The 23,442-nt window shown below is 39.4% G+C and carries 21 protein-coding genes; 3 read left to right on the plus strand and 18 right to left on the minus strand.

Going from position 1 to position 23,442, the window contains the following annotated elements:
* The 10 genes from ACR30L_RS18765 to uxaC all read right to left on the minus strand — a co-directional run bounded on the left by ACR30L_RS18765 (position 1) and on the right by uxaC (position 8,538).
* Entirely contained in the window at positions 1 to 285 is a 285-nt protein-coding gene (locus ACR30L_RS18765; protein ID WP_435235754.1) for a YciI family protein, read from the minus strand.
* 8 nt (positions 286 to 293) lie between these two features.
* The gene (locus ACR30L_RS18770; protein WP_435235755.1) at positions 294 to 722 is read right to left on the minus strand and encodes a GNAT family N-acetyltransferase; all 429 of its coding nucleotides are present in this window, start codon (positions 720 to 722) and stop codon (positions 294 to 296) included.
* Positions 723 to 1,607 carry an NAD(+) diphosphatase gene (gene nudC / locus ACR30L_RS18775; protein WP_435235756.1) on the minus strand — a complete coding sequence of 295 codons (885 nt, stop codon included), beginning with the start codon at positions 1,605 to 1,607 and terminating at the stop codon, positions 723 to 725.
* A complete protein-coding gene (locus tag ACR30L_RS18780; RefSeq protein WP_435235757.1) occupies positions 1,594 to 1,965 on the minus strand; it encodes a winged helix-turn-helix transcriptional regulator in 372 nt (123 codons plus the stop codon). The genes nudC and ACR30L_RS18780 overlap by 14 nt, the downstream gene beginning before the upstream one ends.
* 93 nt (positions 1,966 to 2,058) lie before the next feature.
* Positions 2,059 to 2,526, minus strand: a complete 468-nt coding sequence (locus tag ACR30L_RS18785; protein ID WP_435235758.1) for a DUF1847 domain-containing protein — start codon at positions 2,524 to 2,526, stop codon at positions 2,059 to 2,061.
* 21 nt (positions 2,527 to 2,547) lie between these two features.
* Positions 2,548 to 3,681: an N-acetylglucosamine-6-phosphate deacetylase gene (gene nagA / locus ACR30L_RS18790; RefSeq protein ID WP_435235759.1), complete on the minus strand. Its 1,134-nt coding sequence runs from the start codon at positions 3,679 to 3,681 to the stop codon at positions 2,548 to 2,550.
* Positions 3,682 to 3,700: 19 nt separating this feature from the next.
* Positions 3,701 to 4,483: a DNA-binding transcriptional regulator KdgR gene (gene kdgR / locus ACR30L_RS18795; RefSeq protein ID WP_435235760.1), complete on the minus strand. Its 783-nt coding sequence runs from the start codon at positions 4,481 to 4,483 to the stop codon at positions 3,701 to 3,703.
* 146 nt (positions 4,484 to 4,629) lie between these two features.
* A complete protein-coding gene (locus ACR30L_RS18800) occupies positions 4,630 to 5,019 on the minus strand; it encodes a DUF2809 domain-containing protein (protein ID WP_435235761.1) in 390 nt (129 codons plus the stop codon).
* Between the two features lie 93 nt (positions 5,020 to 5,112).
* Positions 5,113 to 7,107 (minus strand): heparinase II/III domain-containing protein, encoded by a 1,995-nt coding sequence (locus ACR30L_RS18805; protein ID WP_435235762.1) that lies wholly within the window; start codon positions 7,105 to 7,107, stop codon positions 5,113 to 5,115.
* A 24-nt stretch (positions 7,108 to 7,131) separates the two neighbouring features.
* Positions 7,132 to 8,538, minus strand: a complete 1,407-nt coding sequence (gene uxaC / locus ACR30L_RS18810) for a glucuronate isomerase (RefSeq protein ID WP_435235763.1) — start codon at positions 8,536 to 8,538, stop codon at positions 7,132 to 7,134.
* A 335-nt stretch (positions 8,539 to 8,873) separates the two neighbouring features.
* Between uxaC and kduD the strand changes: the two genes are divergently transcribed.
* The 3 genes from kduD to ACR30L_RS18825 are packed head-to-tail and all read left to right on the plus strand — an operon-like array spanning position 8,874 to position 10,857.
* Entirely contained in the window at positions 8,874 to 9,635 is a 762-nt protein-coding gene (gene kduD, locus ACR30L_RS18815; protein ID WP_435235764.1) for a 2-dehydro-3-deoxy-D-gluconate 5-dehydrogenase KduD, read from the plus strand.
* A 9-nt stretch (positions 9,636 to 9,644) separates the two neighbouring features.
* The gene (locus ACR30L_RS18820; protein ID WP_435235765.1) at positions 9,645 to 10,166 is read left to right on the plus strand and encodes a YgjV family protein; all 522 of its coding nucleotides are present in this window, start codon (positions 9,645 to 9,647) and stop codon (positions 10,164 to 10,166) included.
* A gap of 46 nt (positions 10,167 to 10,212) precedes the next feature.
* Positions 10,213 to 10,857: an RpiB/LacA/LacB family sugar-phosphate isomerase gene (locus ACR30L_RS18825; protein WP_435235766.1), complete on the plus strand. Its 645-nt coding sequence runs from the start codon at positions 10,213 to 10,215 to the stop codon at positions 10,855 to 10,857.
* A gap of 55 nt (positions 10,858 to 10,912) precedes the next feature.
* On the opposite strand, the gene ACR30L_RS18830 is transcribed toward ACR30L_RS18825, so the two are convergent.
* From ACR30L_RS18830 to ygfK, 8 genes are all read right to left on the minus strand, one after another.
* Positions 10,913 to 11,143 carry a hypothetical protein gene (locus tag ACR30L_RS18830; RefSeq protein ID WP_435235767.1) on the minus strand — a complete coding sequence of 77 codons (231 nt, stop codon included), beginning with the start codon at positions 11,141 to 11,143 and terminating at the stop codon, positions 10,913 to 10,915.
* Positions 11,144 to 11,430: 287 nt separating this feature from the next.
* On the minus strand, positions 11,431 to 12,105 hold the full coding sequence (locus tag ACR30L_RS18835) for a hypothetical protein (protein WP_435235768.1): 675 nt from the start codon (positions 12,103 to 12,105) through the stop codon (positions 11,431 to 11,433).
* Positions 12,105 to 13,151: a hypothetical protein gene (locus ACR30L_RS18840; protein WP_435235769.1), complete on the minus strand. Its 1,047-nt coding sequence runs from the start codon at positions 13,149 to 13,151 to the stop codon at positions 12,105 to 12,107. The genes ACR30L_RS18835 and ACR30L_RS18840 overlap by 1 nt, the downstream gene beginning before the upstream one ends.
* Before the next feature lie 422 nt (positions 13,152 to 13,573).
* Positions 13,574 to 14,998, minus strand: a complete 1,425-nt coding sequence (locus ACR30L_RS18845; protein WP_435235770.1) for a nucleobase:cation symporter-2 family protein — start codon at positions 14,996 to 14,998, stop codon at positions 13,574 to 13,576.
* Positions 14,995 to 17,592 carry a selenium-dependent xanthine dehydrogenase gene (xdh, locus tag ACR30L_RS18850; protein WP_435235771.1) on the minus strand — a complete coding sequence of 866 codons (2,598 nt, stop codon included), beginning with the start codon at positions 17,590 to 17,592 and terminating at the stop codon, positions 14,995 to 14,997. Before xdh ends, ACR30L_RS18845 begins: the two co-directional genes overlap by 4 nt.
* 130 nt (positions 17,593 to 17,722) lie before the next feature.
* Entirely contained in the window at positions 17,723 to 18,652 is a 930-nt protein-coding gene (gene xdhC, locus ACR30L_RS18855) for a xanthine dehydrogenase accessory protein XdhC (RefSeq protein ID WP_435235772.1), read from the minus strand.
* A gap of 194 nt (positions 18,653 to 18,846) precedes the next feature.
* A complete protein-coding gene (gene ssnA / locus ACR30L_RS18860; RefSeq protein ID WP_435235773.1) occupies positions 18,847 to 20,178 on the minus strand; it encodes a putative aminohydrolase SsnA in 1,332 nt (443 codons plus the stop codon).
* 14 nt (positions 20,179 to 20,192) lie between these two features.
* Positions 20,193 to 23,273 carry a putative selenate reductase subunit YgfK gene (gene ygfK, locus ACR30L_RS18865; protein WP_435235774.1) on the minus strand — a complete coding sequence of 1,027 codons (3,081 nt, stop codon included), beginning with the start codon at positions 23,271 to 23,273 and terminating at the stop codon, positions 20,193 to 20,195.
* Positions 23,274 to 23,442: the final 169 nt, after the last annotated feature.

Genomic DNA, 23,442 nt, shown 5'->3' on the forward strand with positions numbered 1-23,442 from the left:
CTATAATAAAAATGCTAATGGTGGAGCCACCTTGCTGGGTATAAATTCAATCATTTCATAATGCGCCAAATTATTAATCTTAAAGGGATCTTCTGCAATAATTCCATCTAAAACGTGAGCAGACTCGACGTTAGCAATAATAATCCCGCCAGTACGAGGGTTCTTTCGCCCAGAAGCTAAAAAATGCCCTGCTGCATAATGACGATCTAAATACGCAATATGTGACGATAAATGATTTTCTATTTCATCCATTTCACAAAGATAAGTTAAAGAAACAATAAACATATTACTCCTTAAATTAATGGCAGAGATTTTTGATAAAATATTTTATCTACACCCGCTACGGGAAAGTTTTTATAGCGGCCAACTTCTTTAAACCCTTTTTTTTCATAAAATTTAGGGGCCTGGAAGGTAAAAGTATCAAGGTAAATATGATGAACACTGTGCTTAATCGCCTCTAATTCTATACGTTCCAATAACTGACTTCCCAAGCCACATCCACGATGGCGTTCATCAAGCCAAAGATATTTCACGCTCAAGCTTGTCAAAATCATCGTACCGGTCAAACCAGCAATGATCTTTTTATTCTTATCTCGTACTAATAACGCGATATTTTGTTCTTTAATGCCCTCGGGAAAATGCGGTAAATTAAAACTTAATAACCCATCATAAATAGACTTAAGATCTTCTTCATTGGGTGAAAATGATAATTCAATATTCATCTAACTCACCCAATATTCTAATAAATTACGCGCAATGGCTTCCTTAGGTGCAACAATAAAAGGTAACGTTTGATCGCCCAATAATGCCGCTTTTATCTCATTTTTACTGACCCACATTGCATCCTGTAATTCTTTTAAATCAATGGTCAGGTCGGTTGTTTGCGCTTCAACATGCACACCAATCATTAGATTCGAGGGAAATGGCCAAGGCTGATTAAGTACAAAATGTACCGCTCCACCTTTAACGCCCGATTCTTCCCATAGCTCACGACGTGCTGCTTGTTCAAAGGTTTCACCTGGTTCCATAAATCCAGCTAAACAGGAATAACGTTTTTCGGGAAAGTTATAACTGCGCCCCAACAAACATTGATCACCATGGGTCACTAACATAATCACGACGGGATCGGTTCTCGGAAAATGTTGCGCACCACAACTTGGGCAATCACGTCGCCAACCACCATAGGCAGGCACACTTTTCGTACCACAACGAGAACAATAAGCATGGCTATGATGCCAGCTGACAACGCTATTCGCCTCTGCAAGTAAGCCAAATTGCTCATTAGGCACCGATTCAGCCGTGACAAACGCACGCAGTGGAATCGCTTCGTATTGCTCTGCCAACTCAGGGCTGAGAGACAATGCAAAATAATGAATACCGTCAACACCACCTAAGAAAACACAAAGCGCATCCATTAATAGCGTTTGAGGCAATTCAGCAGCGCTCATAAAACATTGTTTATTGCTGTTTAACAGCACATTTCCCTTGGACAATAATAGGTATTTATCGGTATCGGGATGACGGTTATCTAAAATATCAGGCCGTAGCACATCCATTCGGTCAAGCATATTGACACTAAATACAGGTTGTATATCAGTCGCATTCATTATTTGGCTCCGTTGTTTTATCTAAGGAAGCAAGGCTTTCAGCCCATTTTTCGGAAAATTCGGGGAAGGGAGAGAGTAATGTTGTTAATTGCTTTCCTAATTCACTAACTTGGTAGCCCTGCTCACAACGCTCAAGCAATAATGCTTCTCGTAACTCTTTTATTCTTGCATTTAATACTGCAGGAGAGATGGTTTCACAGCGTGATTGAAGTTCACGAAACGTACAAGGGCCACATAGATTTAATTGCCAAATGACCCCCATCGCCCAACGACGACCGAGTAAATCAAATAATGCCATGGTGGGTTTTCCGGTCGTTGAACCACGAACGGGCTTACCAGGATAAGGAAAGTTTTGCATTGAAATTACCTCTGCTATGTTTTCTATAGCAAAGCATAATCCTTTTATTTTTAAAATGCTATGTTTTTAATAGCGTCATAGTAGAATCGATGATTATCTAATATCGTCAACAGCAGCGGCGGGATCATTACCATTAGTAAAGTCTTTAGTGAACAATGTAGTCACTGGGGCGCTAGACTGAGCATTAAAAATCATATCATGGCCAACACAAAGCCCAATAGAAACATTCATATCGCAATTATTTTCATTTAAAAAATCAGCTTGTCCTGCTGGATTACAAATAATGCGGGTGCTACCACCATTGAATAATTCATTTTCTCGAAGTCGTCCATACTTACAATTAACCGAATGCACCGTAAAATATTTAGACAAAAAGGCTTGAATAACCTTAGTTTCTCGATTAAACATGACACAATTTGCTAATCCAATGGTTTTATAATTAAGTCCTCGCGCTAAATCTCTGATCAATTCAATTCGGTTACAGCTCATATCCGACAGCGAGTCAAAGGTTTTCATTATTTGTAAATATTCTTCATTGTATAATGTTGCATCAGAACTCATTTTTATTCCTTGGATTTATTTTCAGTGAGTTAACAACTCCCCGTTTACAATGGTTGCCGTCACTTTATAGTCATTATTGAATGCCGTTAAATTCGCAATTTTTCCAGCAGTAATACTGCCGAGCTTATGATCAATTGAAATGGCTCTAGCAGGATAAAGCGTTGCCATGCGAATGGCTTCTTGTAATTCAATGCCAACGTGCTTAACGCTATTTTTAATTGCATCAATCATCGTCAGTGCGGAGCCTCCTAAAGTGCCATCCTTACCTACGCACTTCCCTTCCTTGTAATATACGCTAGTACCGACAAAATCGAATTGATCAATATCAGCGTTAACCGGTGCAGTCGCATCGGTGACTAATATTAATTTTTCACCGAGTAGTCGTTTTGAAATACGAATATTAGGATAGGACACATGAAAACCGTCTACGATAATCCCCGCATACAGATGATGATCGTAAATCGCACCAAGCATACCGGGTTCACGCCCAATCATTGAACTCATAGCATTAAACAGATGTGTGGCAAGCGTTGCACCACTTTCAATCGTAGCACTAGCCTGTTTATAGGTAGCATTACTGTGACCAATCGATACATTAATGCCTGCTTTTATAAATTGTTTAATAACATCGCTTGATACATTTTCAGGGGCAACGGTAATCGTGGTCACAACATCATTAGATGCACAGATTAAATCCACCATGGCTTGCTCGGGTTGACGTATAAACTCTGCGCGATGAATCCCTTTTTTGGCCAAACTTAAAAACGGTCCTTCTAGGTGTAATCCCAATACTTCGTTACTTTTTTTATCCATATACTGACGGGTAACGGTTAATGCTTTTGTTATATCTTCATTGGTAGACGTAATCAGTGTCGGTAAATAACTGGTCGTACCCGATTTCAAATTAGCCGATTGCATGGTTTCAAGCGTTTGCTCAGAAATATCACCATTAAACATGACGCCGCCACAGCCATTGATTTGTAAATCAATAAAACCAGGACATAAATTAGCCCCCTGAAGATCAATCTGCTTGATTGCGGAATCTAATTCCGTAACCGGTTGAATGCGGCTTATATGCCCCTCTTCAACCACAACGGTATGATTTGTTAATATTGAGTCGGTTGTATAAATTGTGCAATTTGTTAAAGCATACATAACAAATTCTCCATGGGGTTTAAATGGGATAATCTTCACAACCTAATTGTTCTGAGATTTTTTTACCTGCATTTTGGAGTAATCGGACATAATAGGATTTACGTTTTTGATCAAAACGCATCGTTGGAAATGAAATCGATAACCCATAAATAATGCTACCAAAACGGTTATAAACCGGCACTGCAATACAATATAACCCAGGCTCTTGCTCTTCATTGTCTTCTGCATAATGTTGTTGTTTGACAGTTTCTATTTCCGCTAAAAACTGTTCAACATTTTCCAAGGTTTTTGGGGTACTTTTTTCAAATTTAATATCGGAAAAGAGATGACGAATAGATTCTTCACTGTGGTCAGATAAAAGAATTTTACCGATACCTGTGGTGTAGATAGGATTACGGCGCCCAATACGAGAATGCATGCGCAAGCTGTAACTAGAATCGATTTTATGGATATACATAATGGAATGATCATCAAGCGCACCGAGATGCACGGTTTCATTGGTTTGCTCGGATATGTATTGCATCTGTTTATCGGCAAGTGCAACCACGTCGACATATTCCAATGACTTTGAACCTAATTCAAACATTTTCAAGGTCAACGAGTACTTATCAGCTTCCCCTTCTTGGTCTACATAACCAAGCGATTTCATGGTTTGAAGAAAACGATAAGTTGTTGCTTTAGAAGTAACTAAACGTTGAGACAACTCTGTCACACCAATCTCTTTTTGTTGACCAAGTGCTTCCAAAATATTAAACACTTTAACAACCGAAGAAACCGCTTCAGGTGCTGTCGACTTTGTCATAATTACCTCGTTAACTTTCTCTATTTTTATAAGGGCATTATTATAGCCGTAAAGTCCATTAGGATAGAAATTTAAAATGATATTTCAGTTTTTATGAAAAACCACAAGTCTTTATCAGTAAAGGCTTCTCCTACTAACAAACACATTCAATTATTACAAAAGTACTTTATCCGGCACCAATCCATCATTAAAATACAACCTCCACCCAGGGTATAGGCAAGAAAATCAAACCAATCAAAGGTGGAGCCAATAATAATTCGAGCAATTTTAATATGTTGTAGGCCAAGGATATCGACTAAATTAAAAAATTGGCCAATCTCAAGTGCATAGGCAAACAGTAAAACAAACAAAGTCATTTTCTTCGTTGTTATATTAATAAATGATTTTAAACACAAAAACATCCAAACAATCACTAATACATCGCCAATAAATGGCCGAATAATTTGATCATGAAGAAATAACGCGATACCAACTAGCACCAATAATAATAAAATACTTGCTATCAAATAGCGGCCGTTAAATTGTAATACTTTCAAGGGGTTTACTCTTTTGCCTAGGTTTAAGTAAGTCAATACTCACAGGAAATAGTTCTGTCCACATATCAACTTCATCCACTTATAACCTATGCATTATAAAGACACTCTCCCCTTGATAAAATCAATCAACACTATTTTAGTGATATTTTTCTTCGATAATTCAACTTTTAATTGATCATCTTGCCATTCCACAGAAACTAACCCGCAATCACCACTTAAATCATGCAACACAATATTTTTTAATAATGCCCGTTTACTACGCAGTAACACATAATGTAAATTCGAGGTAGCCGGATTATCTGGTGCTAATCCCGTTAACCAATCCTCGGCGCCTTCACAGTACATAAATTGTTTATACGGTGTTTCCTGCTTAACATCATATGTAAACACTTTTATCTCTTTATTAACGGGATTCACTCTACAATCGGTCATGCGCGCTAAAGGGCCGACTAACGGTGATTCAATAGGAGCGCCTGTCATTTGAGAAAGACATTGTCCGCGAGTATGCCAAGTTAAATCTAACTGTTGCAGATGCGGGTTAGTTACTTGATTAATTTCAATCGCAGCAAAGCCTAACCAAAGCATAGAACGCCTGAATTGAATATCTTTATAAGATTCTTCATCCCAATGCACTAATGTATGGCTATCAACCGTTGCGACGGGCAAGCGCCAATCTACCCATGTATCGACAAATACTGCGTCATCGATTTCCTGGCAATTCAACACGGTCGGATTAGCTGGCGTTTGGTTACTTTGATTAACGGTTAACGTATTATGGGTTGCGCTATTTTTATAGTAACCATAATGCAACTCTGCACCGTAACCACTGGTTCCTAAATCGGGCAAAATTTCTTGACCATGCTTAATTAAGGTCAGTCCAAGGCGATCATAATGATCGTGCTCCCCGCCATAAAGTGAATGCTTCAACACCATCTGATTATTGCTTTTTTTATCGGTTAATTGAGTTAATCCTACAATCGGAAAATGTACATTTTTCGCTGCTAATGGTTGCACTTCTGGCAACTTTTCTACGCCATAAAGCAATGCATCCATATTATCACGACTGATATTTTGATAGGTACTGGCTAAAGCGGCAGCAAAAATAGGATCCTCAAATTCACTGTAGGCGAATTCAAAAATATGCGCTTCGGTGATTTTCTCTTGTCCGGCAACACAATCATTCATACGAGGAAAATCCCCTGTATTTAAAACGAGCTGCAAGGGAAAAGTCAGCATGGTGTAATAATTTGGATTAGAACGAATGGAGTATTTGGTATTTCTTGCTAATTTTTCATAAGCTAACAACGCTTGTAATGCGTAATAGTGATAATGCACCGATCCTTCAAACCAAAAACCTTCCCCCTTTAATCCATGATTCAATTGATAATGCAGACCGTAATCGGTATTCAACGCAAATTGGATATAATCTTCATCCTGCAAAATCAAACCGATCACCCCAATGGTCGAATTAATTTTCATTTCATGGTTATGGAGTTGCTTAGTCCGGTGCGCCATTAAAAAGTCAGCGCCCTCTCTCAGTAAACGCCTTTCAATATAGAGTTGATCTTGGTTAGATAATCCTGCCTTGATAAAGTCATAACCTAATGCAAAATCAAGATGACAATTCGCTTCGCATAGGGTTTGAGCATTCGCTTTACCAGGCCCATTATAGGGAATACCACCATGGGGTTCATAATCGGGATAGTACTTTGCATACTGCAGCAAAATGTCACGTACTTTATCTAAATAAATGGGATTGTTCGTTAACTGCCACAGTAACCCTAATTGATTACATGCCTTTGCATTCAAGCCATTTAGCCAACGCCACCAGGCACCATCATAGGGCTCGCCAGTAAATAATTGCCCATCGACAGGACAATAATGTTCAAGCGGTTTATTACGATCCCAGGTTAATCGCACACCATGATCAGAGCAAAAGTAATAATGATTCCACGTCGCACGATTATCCGGTGGGACCAGTACATCAAAGGATAAAACCACCTTATTATCAGCTATAATATTATCAATAACTTGCTGGCTAACGCGTGACTTAATTACTGAAAACTGTTGCGAGTTAAACTGTAACATATTGAATATCCTTACATTAACAATCTAAAGTGCAAAATAGTTTTTAGCGTTTTTATAGCAAATACCTTCAATTGTACTTTTTAACAATTGCTCGTCGTTAGGTAGTTCCCCCTCTTCAACCCATTGACCGATTAAATTACATAAAATACGACGGAAATATTCATGTCGAGGCATTGAGAGCAAACTACGCGAGTCGGTTAACATCCCGACAAAACGACCTAAGATGCCCATATTACCTAAGGTTTTTAACTGGCTAAGCATCCCGTCTTTCTGATCGTTAAACCACCAAGCGGAACCAAATTGAATTTTACCGGGGACAGAATCACTGTCTTGATAGGCGCCAATTAATGAGGCAATCACTGCGTTATCACGCGGGTTAACACAGTAAATAATCGTTTTTGGAAGATGATGGTGATAGTCCAAATCACTCAGTAAATCCCCTAGATTACTGGCAATCAGCTTATCATCCATGGCACTCATCCCCGTTGCACCACCAATTTCCTCAAAACGGCGTTTATTAGGGTCCTGTAAAACCCCAATATGAATCTGCATTGCCCAACCGAGTTGTTGGTTTTTCTTACCAAAATAGTGAAAAATTTGAGTTTTAAAAACAGCAGCTTCATGAAGTGTAATATCACTACCCGTTAATACTTTTTGGAATACGGCATTGGCCTCTTCCACCGAACAATCAACATAGGGAACAATTTTGATACCAATATCCGATAGACGACAACCATTTTCATGAAAGTACTCAAAGCGTAAATCTAACGCAGAAAATAAATCTTTCATGGCATGGATATCGACATTGGTAATACTCGCTAAACGGCCTATCCACTCGACAAACTTAGTGCATTTTTCAATATAAAAGAGGTCGTCGGCACGGAATGTCGGTAATACCTTTATCTCAAAACCTTTTTCGGCCAATGCTTTATGGTGTGCTAAATCGCTAAGAGGATCATCGGTTGTACAGAGAGACTCCACATTCATTCGACGTAACAAATTCTGTGCACTAAATTCAGGCAGAGCCAACTTTTGATTGCATTGCGCCCAAATCGCCTCCGCATTTTCTTCATTGATAAATAAATCAATATCAAAATATCGTTGCAGCTCTAAGTGAGTCCAATGCATTAACGGATTACCAATTAAATACGGTACCGTTTCACACCATCGATTAAATCGCTCCTGTTCAGAAGCGTCGCCGGTAATATATTGCTCTTCGATACCATTACTGCGCATAGCACGCCATTTGTAATGATCATGACCTAACCAAGCTTCAGTGATAGAAGAAAAATTTACATCTTCGTTAATTTCCTGTGCACTTAAATGATTGTGGTAATCAATAATAGGTAATGCCTTTGCATAACTGTGGTACAAGTGTTCTGCGGTTTTACTACGAAGAAGAAAATTTTCACCGATAAATTGCGTTGCCATTTGGACACTCCATCTAAGAATTAACTTAACAGTCATCGTTAAGTTATGCTTTAAAATGGTAATACAAATAAGCGGGAAAGATTAAGATCAGAATCACAAATGTAAAATTTTAAACCATCGTTTCAATAATAACATTCTTTATATAAATTCATGCATATCATTTAATTTAATAACACTAATATAGATAAATCCATCTACCTCACATTAAATATATATTTTTAAAATGATGTTTCAATTATTATTGATCGAAAATTGTTTTTGTACTATTTTATTCTTTAAACAAATTAAGCACATCCCGTTAAAACCGAATTAACGAGATGCGAGCGAGGAAATATATGATTCTAAATACATTTAATCTCAGTGGAAAAGTCGCGATTGTAACGGGCTGTAATACTGGACTCGGTCAAGCAATGGCAATCGGACTTGCAGAAGCAGGCTGTAAAATTGTGGGAGTGAATCGAAGTGCCCCTACTGAAACCATAAAAAGAATGGAAGAATCAGGCTATTCATTTTTAGATATTCGCGCAGATTTACTCAATCAAACCGATATCCCTACAATTATTGAAAAGACAATTATCGCATACGGCCAGATAGATATTTTAGTCAATAATGCAGGTATTATTCGCCGAGAAGATGCTATCGATTTCTCTGAAAAAGACTGGGATGATGTTATGAACGTCAACGCTAAGACCGCCTTTTTTATGTCACAGGCCGTAGCGAAACAATTTATTTCACAGGGAAATGGTGGAAAAATTATCAATATAGCCTCCATGCTCTCATTCCAAGGAGGCATTCGCGTCCCTTCTTATACCGCATCCAAAAGTGCATTAATGGGGATTACCCGTGCCATGGCCAATGAATGGGCAAAATATGATATTAACGTCAATGCGATTGCACCAGGTTACATGGAAACCAATAACACCGAAGCATTGCGTGCCGACGTTGATCGTAATGCCGCTATTTTAGAACGCATTCCGGCAAACCGATGGGGTAAACCAGAAGATGTAGCAGGCCCTTGCGTATTCCTTGCTTCCGATGCAGCCAATTACATCAACGGCTATACCATTGCCGTCGATGGTGGTTGGCTAGCGCGTTAGTCAATATTGATGAATATTTCCTTCGACATCACAGCGCAAGCTTTTGGCTTACTGAGTTTCCTGCTCGGTATTGCTACTTTTTATCAAAAAGACGATAGAAAACTAAAAATAATCATGTTGGCTTTGAATATCAATCATTGCATTCATTTTCTATTATTAGGCTCAGTCGTTTCAGCATTAAGTGCCGTATTATCAGCATTGCGAACCGTCACTGCTATTTATATATCATCCAAATGGGTTGCAGCAGTCTTTATCATTATTAGTGTCGCTAGTGGTATTGCATTAGCCGAAAATCTATCGCAATTATGGTCAATTGCCGGCACCGTAGTTGGCACCTATTCAATCTTTTTACTCAAGGGCATCAAATTAAGAATTGGTTTCTTAATCGGTGCCTCATGTTGGCTAACCAACAATATTTTAATTGGCTCCATTGGTGGAACGTTACTTGAAATGTCTGCTATTACCGTCAATTTAACAACCATGTATCGATTGTATCGAGATCAAAAACAATTGATTAACACTGCTATTTAATTTTTAAATAACCATTAATAAGCGGCTATTGCTGCAGGAGAAATAAATGAAAATTGCACTCATGATGGAAAACAGCCAAGCAGGCAAAAATGCAGTTATCCACAAAGAATTAAAAGATGTTGTCGGGCCTTTAGATTATCCAGTGTTCAACGTCGGCATGAGCGATGAAAAGGATCATCACCTGACCTATATTCATTTAGGTATTATGGCGAGTATTCTGATTAATTCGAAAGCGGTTGATTTTATTGTTGCGGGTTGTGGCACAGGACAAGGCGCTATGATGTCCTTAAATATTCACCCTGGTGTCGTTTGTGGCTACTGTTTAGATCCTTCCGATGCATTCCTATTCAACCAAATCAATAACGGTAATGCCCTTGCATTAGCTTTCGCCAAAGGTTTTGGTTGGGGAGCTGAACTTAATGTCCGTTACATTTTTGAAAAAGCATTTACAACCGGTGAACGTGGACAAGGTTATCCACTAGAACGAGCCGAACCTCAACAATGTAATGCCGCACTATTAAATGATGTAAAAGCAGCCGTCGTAAAAGCAAACTACCTTGATACACTTAAAGCGATTGATCCGGAACTTGTTAAAACAGCAGTGACTGGCGAATGCTTCCAACAATGTTTCTTTGAAAACTGCCAAGTGCCAGAGATTGAGGAATATGTGAAATCAGTGCTTAATAGTTAACATTCAAATGGCTAATTTCATCATATTGAAGTTAGCCTCATTACCATGATCCCATCTAAATTATTTCAACTAAGAGGTTATCTTTAAAATAAAGCGCGACATAACAATTTTCACTATCAACCACTTTATTCCTACCATTTTGATCGCCAAACATGATTAATTCAACAATCTTTTGAATGGTTAATGTATCTAATGATTTTTTTATCCCAATAACCGCTAAATACTCTGCTCCATACTCAAAAAATTTAGCTAAATTAGCTGATAATATTTTGTTATTTAGAAACATAAACGCGTTACCACGATTTTTGTAACCGTATTGAATGGTTTCAATATCATCGTTTTCCGCGTTGATTAATTGGAATAAATAATCTCCCTCTGTACTTAAAAACGGAGCAACAATATAAAGCGCCTTATCACCTATTTTTTATTAGAAATTTGTTCAGTTAATAACGTAATAACAGCTTCAATAAATACAGGATTATTTATATCATTAATGTTTTCTTGCCACTCGGTATCCAATAGGTCTTTCATTTAAGCTTAACTCTTCGTGTCGCCTTACAATATGTTCTCTATTTATTCACCGTTTTTATAGTATTTCCAAGTGGCAACATCGCTACTCCCAACACAACTCACTTGCGCTCTAAAATCAACTAATAATGCCTTGTTTTCTTCAATACGGTATCGACTAGCAGTCCCACACTGGCCCGATGAATTACGTCTTTGAATTACAAATAAACCTTCTTCATCAAAGAAGAAACTGCCATCAACCAAGTTGCTTTTAGTTAGTTCATACTTAGCTTGTTGTTGAATGCTTTGTGTATATTCATTCAATCTTTTTTCAGCTTGTTCCCCCTCGGGAAACTCAGCCGCTATCTTCATTTCGTTGACCAATTTAGGTAATGAAAATTCAAGTAATTTTGGCTGGCTTGGTTTATCTGCATCCACTAAAAAAATATTTGCCTGATTAATGCTTAAGTCACACAGATTATAAACTAAATATTTTCCAGGTTGGAAATCTAAAAACACAAGATCAGGACTAGCAGCATCATCCCACTCATACTCGCCATTTTCACAGTAACTTGGAAATTTAAGTGCTTCTCGCCAATGCGAGCGTTCAACATGACTAAGTTGCTCAGAACGAACAAGTACTGGCTGATCAGGCACTATTTTACATGACGAGATAATAGTTACACTCGACCACAATAGTGCATGACCCAAAACACGAATATATTTACTAAAAGTTTTCATTATCGGCAACACAAAATTAAGAGTAATTCAAAGACTATCGCATAATTTGCAATACGAGTATCGAGATCATTTTTATTCACAATAGCACGAGCACCTTTATAATCGGGCACACTTCCCGCTGTAATAAATTCTTGAATTTTACGCCCTCGACCTTTCACTTTAGGAATATCGTTCTGCATCCAATAAGTCAATATATTATAGGCGATCGCAGGTTCTAAGGCTTTATCAGGATTAACATAAAGTTCATCTTTTTTAAGACCGATTTTTTCAGAAATATACTTATAAGCATCGCCGTGTGTGAGCTGTACAAATCCGCGCCCATAAAATGTATTAGAATAGGTTTTTCCCTTGGTCCCAAGAATACCTGCAGTATCGGTAACAGATATAGCCTTATCATAAGCTCTTCCTTTACCTTTATCCGCTTCAATAATCGGTTTAAACGTATATATCGTTTCATGATACGTGGTCGCCAAGTAGTAAGCAGCCCACTGAAGATTGGTTAAAGTAGGATCAGTCAATAAGTTATCAATAAACTTACTGCATTCTTCATCTTTATTAACCAGGTACAAATGACTTTTAATAGTACTGTATAACCGCGCTTTATCGACGTTAATTAATTGAGGAATAACTGGTGATGTACCTAATACTAATTGCCTTTTGTTACCGCTGTTTATGTTAACTTGAGAAACTTTCACAAGCTTATCCCAAGTTTTACCACTCGCACTAATATTCCCGTCTGGGGTAAAGGATAAAAACTCGCCCTGAAAATCTTTAATCCTTTGAATTGTATCGTTGCCACACTTCCCATTTACGATTAAAGGCGTAACAACTTTTGAACGTACTGACGATTTTTGAGTTGTATGAATAGTTGTTGAGGCGACTTTTTTATCATAAAAAGTCTTTCGTTTAGCTTCTGGAAGCTTAGCTACAATATTGAGTAAATTTTGTACTAAGGCCACATCTATAGCTAAGTTTTTAGCTCCTTTTGATCCTACACTTTTTACAGTAGGACCACGAACAAGTGCATTGGCTTCTTGAAAAGGCATAAAAATAATTCCATTTAATTTCATGAGTGTAAGAATTAAACTGCACTAATAATATACAGGAAAAACGTCCACGATAATCAGGCTGCGATTAAAATATCACCCTGTAAATTTAATGTAATTAATATATTAATTTAAACTTTTTGTCAAAAATAAAACTTGGGAAATCAAGTCTAGAGCATCAGAAATCAGGAAGGTTTGTGTTCAATTTAGTTAGAGGACAATTATTTTTACTAAAAAATTAATTTAAATTATTAGTGGTCTGTTTCTTTCTGCCTCACACATCATCTGATTGATAATTTTGTCGTATTAACATCATAATACTTTATCCTTAAGCATGCTTTATTACGCACAGCTTTAAAAAATAATTCACGAGCAACAACTTGTCTACTCGTGAATCGAGGCAATCTCACAGATTACATTTTCTATTTAGCTTCTGCCGTTTTAGTTTTAATATATGCATCCCCATCACCAGCGATAGGTTGGCCATGAAGCGATTGAGGTAAAAAGATATTTAATGCAATTGCTGTTAAACCACCAGTCGTAATTGCTGAGCCAAAGATTGTTTTTACAATCCCAGGGAAAATACCTAAAATTTCAGGTCTAAATGTTACACCTAACCCCATACCAAATGAGATAGCCATAATTAACACGCCACGACGGTCAATCAAACTACTTGCGATAATACGAATACCCGAAGCGGCAACGGTACCAAACATAATAATGGTTGCACCACCCAGTACTGCGTTTGGAATAATTGAAAATAAACCACCAATAAATGGAAATAGTCCAAGTATCACCAACATACCAGAGATCCAGAAACCGACATAACGACTCGCTACACCGGTCATTTGAATAACCCCATTATTTTGACTAAATGTGGTATTCGGGAATGAGTTAAATACAGCAGCAATGGCTGAATTTACACCGTCACCAAATACACCACCAGAAATACGTTTAACATATTTATCACCTTGAACAGGTTCGCCTGATACCATTGATGTTGCTGTTAAATCACCAATCGACTCAACGGTTGTAATTAAGTACAACAAAGCCATTGGAATAACATGCTGCCATGAAATATAAAAACCGAAATTAAATGGAATCGGTGCGGCAAAAGTAGCTAATGAACTCATTTTCTCAAAGGGAACTAATCCCATTACGGCCGCGATACAGTAACCAAGTGCTAACCCGAGGGCAATGGAGCCCATTCGTAACCATTTATTGCTACTTCTGTTAAGAATAATGATGGTAATCAATACGACAGCTGCTAAACCAAGGTTTGTACTGCTTCCAAAAAACTCAGGTTTATTGTCGAGTAACCACTGCCCACCACCAATATCGGTAATCGCAACACGAATCAGTGACATACCAATTAAGGTAACAACAATCCCGCTGACTAGGGGGGTAATTACTTTTTTCAATGAAGGAATAAACCGACTGAAAATCATTTCAACGGGCGAACAAATTAACGCGACACCAAAAATCGTACCCAGTGCTTGCTCCGGTGAGCCACCAGCCGCTTTTACCGAAAGACCGATACCGATTGAAAGGCCAAGAAAAGTAAAACTGGTTCCTTGAATACTTAATAATCCGGAGCCAATTGGACCAAACTTTTTAACTTGAATAAAAGTCGCTATTCCAGAAACAAATAACGCCATACTAATAATGTATGCCTTCATTTCTGGTGGTAATTGTAATGCCCCCCCAATAATTAACGGTGGTGTCATAATGCCAACAAATATTGCCAACATATGCTGTAATGCAGCTAAAAAAGCCTGTTGTGGAGCAGGCTTATCATTCAAGCCGTATATCATCTCCGTTTTTTTCACTTCCTTTGAATCACTCATCGTCTACTTCTCCTAGTTTTTTTCTTTTTAACTTTCTTGCTGTAAGGTGTTTCTATCATTGGTAATTGGGTTCTAAATTTGCCATCAAATGCATAATAAGCGCCCTGTGCTGCAGGCGCGGTTGGTATGGTTGCAAGCTCACCAACGCCCTTTGTCCCCTGGGCAATCTGAGCATCAAAATCACGAGCAACAATGATTGTTTCTGTTTCTGGCATATCAGCAGCCTTAAACAATCGCAAACCTTTAAAGGTCACTTGAGGGACACTATCAACAAGCGGGTAATCTTCGGTTAATGCATAACCCAGCCCCATTGCAATGCCCCCTTCAATTTGTCCTTCAGCTGCCTTTCTGTTAACTAACTTGCCAAGGTCATAGGCAGCAACGACTTTATTCACTTTGCCCTCATCATTTAAAATAACGACTTGAGCGGCATAGCCATAGGCAACATGACTCACCGGATTTGCTTTATCACTGCCAATCGGATCAGTTATTGCGGTATATTCACCATAAAATTCTTCACCTTCGAGATCCGATAAACGTTTACCGGCATCTAATGCTTGTTTTAATTGCAGTCCCGCACGTGTTAAGGCTTCACCTGTAAAAACGGTTTGTCGTGATGCGGTCGTGGTGCCTGAATTAGGTGTTCTTTGTGTATCAGGTGGCTCAACAATAATCAGTTCAGGATTAATATCGGTGACTTCACATAACATTTGTACCACCACGGTACCGATCCCTTGCCCAATACAAGCCGCACTGGTTCGAATATGAACAAGCCCCTCTTCAACGGATAAAATACAACGACCGACATCGGGTACACCTACACCTAATCCACTATTTTTAAATGAAGAGGCAATCCCTGCGAATTGGCTGGATTCATAAACCTCTTTCACAGCTTCTAGACATTCAACAAGTGCTGTACTTTGATCAGCAATTTGTCCATTCGGCAAACTCATTCCAGGGCGCACCGCATTGCGATAACGTATTTCCCAGGGAGAGATGCCCGCCATTTCAGCAAGTAAATTCAAATTTGATTCAAAGGCAAAGGCACTTTGGGTCACCCCAAATCCACGGAAAGCGCCAGCCGGTGGATTATTGGTATAAACGGCGGTGCCTTGGACACTCACATTATGGAAATTATAAGGTCCCGCTGCATGTGTACAGGCGCGTTGTAATACCGGCCCACCAAGCGATGCATAAGCGCCCGTATCGAGAATTATTTTTGCATCCATGCCGACTAACATGCCATTTTCATCGCAGGCTGTGGTGATATCCATTTCCATAGCATGACGTTTAGGGTGAATAGCGAGACTTTCTAATCGAGAGAACTTTATTTTTACCGGTTGCTTACAGAACCAAGCCAATAATGCAGCATGGTGTTGCACGCTCATATCTTCTTTACCGCCGAAACCACCACCAACAAGAGCGCTAATCACTCTGACTTTGTCTTTTTCAATACCAAGTAGTTTTGCTACTTCGCGCTGATCATCGTAAATACCCTGCCCACCGGAATAGAGTAAAATGCCATCGTTTTCATAGGATGCAATCGCACACTCTGGCTCCATAAACGCATGTTCGGTAAACGGAGTTGAATAATGTTTAGTGACTTTATATTTAGCATTAGCAATTGCAGATTGCGCATCACCTCGCACCAATGTTTCTTGCTGAAGAATATTACCGTTTTGATGAATAGCAGGTGCATCATCGGCCATCGCTTCAACGGGATTACGTAACGGCTCAAGTTGTTCATACTCGACGTCGATTAATGCTAATATTTCATCTAAAGTTTGTTGATTTTTACTCGCAACCAGTGCAATAGCATCACCGACATAGCGGGTAATATTCCCTTCTTCAATTAACGCATCCCAATCTTGTACAAGGTGTCCTAATTTGTTATCTCCAGGAATATCTTTTGCCGTTAAAATACAGACGCAATCGGGATGCACGCTTGCTGGTTCGGTATTAATTTTTTTCATCAGTGCTCTGGGGAATTGAGCGCGTAGGGCTTTACCAAAAATCATATTTGGCAACACCATATCATCGACATATTGGCCGTAACCGAGAGTCTTTTCACGGGCATCAATGCGATGAAGATCTTCCCCTAATTTTCCATTACAGTCTTGTTCTGGCAGTGCGAGATCTTCTCTAAAATATTTTGCCGCAAGTTTAATCGCCTCGATAATTTTTACATAACCAGTACAGCGACAAACATTACGATGCAGCGCCTTTTTAATTTCTTCGCTATTTGGATCGGGATTTTTATCGAGTAGCGCTTTACCACTTATCACCATACCCGGTGTACAGAATCCACATTGGACCGCGCCGGTTTCAGCAAAAGCAAAATCATAAACGGCTTTTTCACGTGCCGTTAACCCTTCAACGGTGACGATTTCTAATTCTTCTTCTAAACTGGAAATTTTAACGCAGGACTTAGTCGCTTCCCCATTAATAATAACGGAACAGGTACCACAGGCGCCTTTACTGCACCCATCTTTTACCGAGATCAGTCCATGATCTTCACGTAGGTAGTCGATTAATCTTTTTGGATTTTCACTATCAAGGCGAAGTGTCATGCCATTTAAGTTCAAATTAATCATTGTGATCCTGTTTCCTTCCCTACTTGTTAATGAGTGCTAATGATTTTCATTAACTAAACTGAATAAAGCAATTTTCAATCCACTTGTTACGATGGTTTTAAAAGTCTCTTATTTTGGACTTTATTGCATTTTATGATGACTTTAGCAGTGCATCATTTTCATTTTTCTTAAGCGCTTTTCTTAAGGAATTTGTCTGTTTCCACTGCTGCTCATTGACCTTTTCGGTAAGAGATTGCTGTGGTTTATATTGTTCGAACAATCCCATTAATTGCACTGAAATAGAGACGGCAACTTGCATTGGTAACTTCCCTTGTACCGTTAAATCACCAACGGGACAGGTTAAATTATCAATTAATGCGACGCTCGATAATTGTTCTTTAAGGCGCTGTTCAAACCGCTGTTTTTTCGATTCAGAGCCAATCAAACCAATAAAGGGAAAACAATTTCGTTCTAGGGCAAGACGTGCTATTTCAAAATCTAAAGCATGTTCATGGGTCATAATAACAATGTGCGTATCTTCAGAAATTAGTGCGACAGCTTCACTTGGATTTTCATAGTAAGCTGTCGTTATTCCCTGTTGTGCTAAGGTTTTCAGCCACGATTTACGATCATCAACCACCACTAAGTTACAAGGCAGTTCCTTTAAAACAGCGCTTAATGACTGACAAACATGTCCAGCACCAAACACCACCACACGCGGCAATGAAGTATTGATATACTCAAACATCACCTGCGCTGCGCCACCGCAACATTGCCCAAGATCAGCAGCCAAACCAAATCGCTCGATTTCAATTTGCGATGCATTACCATTGGTTTTTCGTTCAACTAAGCCTTCTCGAGCCTGACGAATAACTTCAAATTCCAGTTGCCCACCACCTAACGTATCGAACTGCTCAGTCGGCGTCACAACCATCTTAGAGCCAGTGCCACGCGGCAATGAACCGGCCTGTGCGACAATTGTAATAATGCAATAGGCTTGGCCGTCTTGTTCTAGATTCTGACAAGCCTTTAACCAATCTAATTTAGGATCAGTAAATAAATGCTTAACCGCTGATGACATAACACAACTCCAAAGAAACGATTTAAATAGAAGGCTGATTAATATTTTTATCAGTCATAATATTCAAATGAATGCAATAACCTGACCAATTGTTCAACTTCCATAACCGACTGTTAATACGCATTGAAATAATTCAACTCTGCGCTCGATGTTTTAAATTGGTGCACCTACACGGTTTAGTGCATCAATAATGGTCATGACTTAAGCGCATCCATGTTCTTCCATAAACGTGCAGCAACTTTTTGTGCTTCGGCGTAAATAGGCGCAACATCAAATGGAAACTCACGATCTTCGTAAACAAACTGCCCTTCGACCATCACACTTGAAACATGACTCGCGTTGAAACCAAAGGCAAAATGTCCCGCTAAATTATCAGCCATTAATGGCGTCGGGCTCATATACTCGAGGATAGTTAAGTCGGCTTTATGACCGGGTGTTAATTGCCCAAATTTCGCTGAAAAGTTACGAGATAATAACTCGTTACCATTGCCTAGAAATTTCAGAAAACTGTCGGGCCACATTGGTCCACCGGCATCACGATGCTTAAAGAAAGAGAATTTCAGTTCTTCGAACATATCTGCACCAATGCCATCGGTTCCTAATGCAACATTTTTAAAACTGGCCAATTTATCGTTGTAACCAACATTGTTATTCATGTTCGAACGGGCGTTATGGACTAAAAAACCATCTTTATCATTTAAGATTGCAATATCTTTGTCCGATAAAAATAAACCATGTGCGAGTAAACTTTTATTATTGATCAACCCATAACTATCGAGGCGTTCAACTAAATCTTGATCATAATGATGGTGGCTATGAGTAACATCGTAGGTATCTTCAGCAACGTGAATATGCAAGCCACGCCCCGTCTTTTTTACTGCATTAGATAATAAACTGAGCCCTTCATTACTAACCGTAAAGGGTGCGTGGGCGCCGATATGTGCCTCAACCAAGTAGGGTTCTTCCCCCTTCGCTTTCGCTGCATCAATAAGCTCAGCAAAACGAATATTTTCTTCGACCCCCTCGGCCATTTCATCTAAACCTCGGTTACGATCCGTTGTTTCAAAGCAAGTCATGCCTCGTAAACCCGTTTTCAAAAACCCCTTACGTAAGGTCGCCAATGATCCCGCAATAACATTAGGTGAAGCATGATGATCAATCACCGAGGTACAACCGCTTTTAATTGCTTCAAGTGAACAAATTAAACCACTGTAATAAAGCGCCTCTTCATCTAACGCTCGATCTAACCGCCACCATAGATTTTTTAAAATAGAAATGAAGTCTGGACTGGGCTTAATATCCGCCATGATCCCGCGCGCTAAGCCAGAGTAAAAATGATTATGAGAACAAACAATCCCTGGCATCACCAGTTGGCCTTTTAAATCCTTAATAAGTGCATTGGGATATTTGCTGCTCAAATTAGTGCCAACATCTTTGATCAGGCCATTATCAATAACAATATCAACACCTTGTTTTACAAGGGCAGGTTCAAACTGCACGGCGGTGGCATTTTTCAGTAGGATCATATTTCTACTCCTTGTTATAATTCGACATTGCCCAATAGGTAACTGTGATTCGCTAATACGTAATCAATGATTTTGGCTTGTTCGGCCATCGAATCAGGTATATTGGTGCGTCCCAGCTGATCCACATTAAACTCATGAATTTGATTATCCGCGCGCAATAACAAGGCGTTGTCATCGATGTAAAAGCCCGAGTTAGTACTGTCTTCAAAGTCTTCACGTAAACTAAAAATCGTGAATTTATCTTGATAGGGTTTACTATCCCATGGACAGAATTGCGCACAGTTACCACACTCATTACAAAAAGCATCGAGATGTAATACTTGCAATTGATCGTTAAAACCTGGAATGGGTAAGGAGATATTGGCGCGATTTGGACACACATCGACACACTTACTACACACGTAGGAACACTCTAAACAACGTGCGGCTTCTTGCTCTACGAACTGAGTTTGTTGAGCTGGTTGCAGATCTTCTGCTTCAATCATTTTCACCGCAATGATGCCTTTACGTTCATAAATATCAGCAGCTTTAGTCGCAGAATCAAACGTAATGGACTCGCGTGTCATGCTTTCTTTAGCAAGAATACTATCAGCTGTTTTTCGACCACCGGCTATCGCAGAAACAATTGACGAAGGACCCGTTTGGGCATCACCCAATAGGAATACATTTTCAAGCGGTGTTTCACAACTATCGGCATCAACCACTGGCCACCCATCATCCCCCATGGGTAATCCCATTTTGGTTAAGGCATTACGATTAGTTTGTTCGCCAATCGCAGTAATAATGGCACTGGCTTGAATTTCAATCGTGTTGTCTGTTTCAATAGGACGACGACGCCCCTGTTGGTCTGGCTCGCCCAATTCCATCACAGCAGCCGTTAACGTACCGTCGGCCTCAAAGCGCTGAGGGTTAGTGAGGAACATAAATTCGACACCATCTTTAACGGCAAGGTCGTATTCCCCTTTATGAGCAGGCATTTCAGCCACGGTTCGACGATAGACAACGGTCACTTTTTCAACGCCATCGACTTTTAATGCGGCACGCGCGCTATCCATTGCAGTATTACCACCACCAACAACCACAACATGCTTACCTAGATTTAAGTTTTCACCATCATTAAATCGACGTAAAAAATTCAAGGATTTATAGACGTTTGAATTATCGCCCTGCAAGGTCATCGGATTACCTGTATCAGCACCAATCCCAAGACAAATATATTGGTAGCCCTGTGCTTTCAAGGTATTAATATCAACGCTCGGATCGCAACCATATTGAATATTCACACCATGCGCTTGGACAAAATTAATATCGTGCTCTAAGGTGCCGGCAGGAATACGGAACTGTGGAATAATATGTTTCACCACACCACCTGCATTCAACTCTTTTTCTAAAATAGTCACGGGATAACCTGCACGTGCTAAAAAGTAAGCAGCCGATAATCCAGCAGGCCCCGCACCGATCACTGCAACCGCCTGTTTCGCCAGATCAATATTCGGTTTAGCCCATTGTGCTTTGTAATCTTCCCATCCTTTTTCGAGGGCAATTTTTTTCATTTCTCGAATATTAACCGCCCCTTCATAATCACGACGCGTACAGTTGTACTGGCATTCATGGTCACAAATATGGCCAGTGATCGACGGTAATGCATTACGCTCATAAATCACATTTAACGCATCGGTATATTTATGCTCGCCCATTAAATGCAAATATTCAGGAATATCTTGGCTGATAGGACAAGCACTAACACAAGGTGCAATTGAACAATCTGTTAGCGGGACGGCCTTTTTTACGCTAATGGTTTCAGGACCGCGCCACTCTTTTTGTCCATAGGCATCGGTTAATGATTTTTGAGCAAGGGCTTCAAGTTTCACTAAATCAACACATGACATTTGCCAATCGACACTCGCATCAAGCGCTTTTACACAATCTGTTAATCGGCCATAGCCGCCAGGTTTGAGTAATTCGGTTGCCATGGTGATCGGACGAATACCCGTTTCAAAAATCTCGCGGATATTCGCTTTACTCGCCCCACCGGAGTACGAAATAGGTAGCATGCCATCGAATTCTTGAGAAAGAATTAATGCCACGTTAATCGATAAAGGAAATAAAGCCCGACCAGACATATACATTTCTTTATCTGCTAACTTGCCTTTGTTATTTAGCGTTCCTAGGGTATTCGTTAGTTTTACCCCAAAGCCAATACCCTTTTCTTTACTCAATGCAGTTAATCGATGCAGCATGGCTTTTGCGGGCTCAATTTGTAAATCATGAGAAAAGGCTTCTTCGCTTAATGCAATATATCCAAAACCAGATTGATCTAATATTTCTCTTACACGTTGGTAACCAAGCAGCGTTGGATTCAATTTCACATACGTATTAATGCTTTTTTCTTCAAGCATATAACGACATATGGCTTCTATTTCATCGGGTGGACAACCATGCATCGTTGATAAAGTAACGCCTTGGGATATTTTTCCTGAGATTTGATCAACATTTAAATCACATCCATTAACTATCCCAGCGTCCTGAATAAACGCTTTTAGTTCCGCTTTATATTGTTCAAATTTAGGGTGTTCAGTAGCATTGAGCATATTGTCGATATATTCCTGCATTGGCGCGGTTTGAATACCTGCCAAGTCATAACCGACACTCATGTTAAACACAAAGGACTTTTCTTTTTGTGGTGCAAAATAAGCTTCGAGTAAGTGCAAGGCAAACCAGGCTTTTAGGTATTCATCAAAGGCTTTATGCAAGGTGAATTCACTTGACCACTCAGTATTAAAACACTCATCCTCTGCATCAATACACGGTTTAGCAATTTCTAACTGATCGAGCTTTTGGACGGTTTTTAACTCCATAAAACGCCCACCAGCAAGCCATGAAGAAACAATATTTTGTGCCAACTGAGTATGTGGCCCTGCTGCGGGACCAACGGGGGTTTCGCAATTTTCTCCCCAGACAGAAATGTGTTGATCATCAGCTTTGCTATAAAACTGTTTAGCCGGAATAGAAAAGATAGATTCGCTTTCCTTGAACTCGCTAAATATACGCTTAAGTAACTCGGTAAATGGTACCGGACGCATGATATCTGCCATGTTGTTTTCTCCCTAAATTGAATCTTTTGTATTCGTATAATGGAGATAGAGCAAGCGCTAGGCCAAATAGAGAGATGGAGACGTTTTATAGAAAGGAAAATGATTTACATCAATTTAAATGGGTAAAATACGCAGATTAACGAGGTAAAAAACGATATTAAGCCAAGTA

This window comes from Psychromonas saccharinae (assembly GCF_051201515.1).
Lineage (GTDB): Bacteria > Pseudomonadota > Gammaproteobacteria > Enterobacterales > Psychromonadaceae > Psychromonas.

Bases quoted from the DNA above. Each gene is read 5' to 3' on its own strand.
- ACR30L_RS18845 (WP_435235770.1), bottom strand. From the start codon at position 14,998: ATGAGTGATTCAAAGGAAGTGAAAAAAACGGAGATGATATACGGCTTG.
- ACR30L_RS18785 (WP_435235758.1), bottom strand. From the start codon at position 2,526: ATGAGTTCTGATGCAACATTATACAATGAAGAATATTTACAAATAATG.
- ACR30L_RS18835 (WP_435235768.1), bottom strand. From the start codon at position 12,105: ATGAAAACTTTTAGTAAATATATTCGTGTTTTGGGTCATGCACTATTG.
- ACR30L_RS18770 (WP_435235755.1), bottom strand. From the start codon at position 722: ATGAATATTGAATTATCATTTTCACCCAATGAAGAAGATCTTAAGTCT.
- ACR30L_RS18830 (WP_435235767.1), bottom strand. From the start codon at position 11,143: ATGTTTCTAAATAACAAAATATTATCAGCTAATTTAGCTAAATTTTTT.
- ACR30L_RS18780 (WP_435235757.1), bottom strand. From the start codon at position 1,965: ATGCAAAACTTTCCTTATCCTGGTAAGCCCGTTCGTGGTTCAACGACC.
- xdh (WP_435235771.1), bottom strand. From the start codon at position 17,592: ATGATTAATTTGAACTTAAATGGCATGACACTTCGCCTTGATAGTGAA.
- uxaC (WP_435235763.1), bottom strand. From the start codon at position 8,538: ATGGCAACGCAATTTATCGGTGAAAATTTTCTTCTTCGTAGTAAAACC.
- ACR30L_RS18805 (WP_435235762.1), bottom strand. From the start codon at position 7,107: ATGTTACAGTTTAACTCGCAACAGTTTTCAGTAATTAAGTCACGCGTT.
- ACR30L_RS18765 (WP_435235754.1), bottom strand. From the start codon at position 285: ATGTTTATTGTTTCTTTAACTTATCTTTGTGAAATGGATGAAATAGAA.
- kdgR (WP_435235760.1), bottom strand. From the start codon at position 4,483: ATGACAAAGTCGACAGCACCTGAAGCGGTTTCTTCGGTTGTTAAAGTG.
- nudC (WP_435235756.1), bottom strand. From the start codon at position 1,607: ATGAATGCGACTGATATACAACCTGTATTTAGTGTCAATATGCTTGAC.
- xdhC (WP_435235772.1), bottom strand. From the start codon at position 18,652: ATGTCATCAGCGGTTAAGCATTTATTTACTGATCCTAAATTAGATTGG.
- ACR30L_RS18840 (WP_435235769.1), bottom strand. From the start codon at position 13,151: ATGCCTTTTCAAGAAGCCAATGCACTTGTTCGTGGTCCTACTGTAAAA.
- ACR30L_RS18820 (WP_435235765.1), top strand. From the start codon at position 9,645: ATGAATATTTCCTTCGACATCACAGCGCAAGCTTTTGGCTTACTGAGT.
- ygfK (WP_435235774.1), bottom strand. From the start codon at position 23,273: ATGGCAGATATCATGCGTCCGGTACCATTTACCGAGTTACTTAAGCGT.
- ACR30L_RS18825 (WP_435235766.1), top strand. From the start codon at position 10,213: ATGAAAATTGCACTCATGATGGAAAACAGCCAAGCAGGCAAAAATGCA.
- kduD (WP_435235764.1), top strand. From the start codon at position 8,874: ATGATTCTAAATACATTTAATCTCAGTGGAAAAGTCGCGATTGTAACG.
- nagA (WP_435235759.1), bottom strand. From the start codon at position 3,681: ATGTATGCTTTAACAAATTGCACAATTTATACAACCGACTCAATATTA.
- ssnA (WP_435235773.1), bottom strand. From the start codon at position 20,178: ATGATCCTACTGAAAAATGCCACCGCCGTGCAGTTTGAACCTGCCCTT.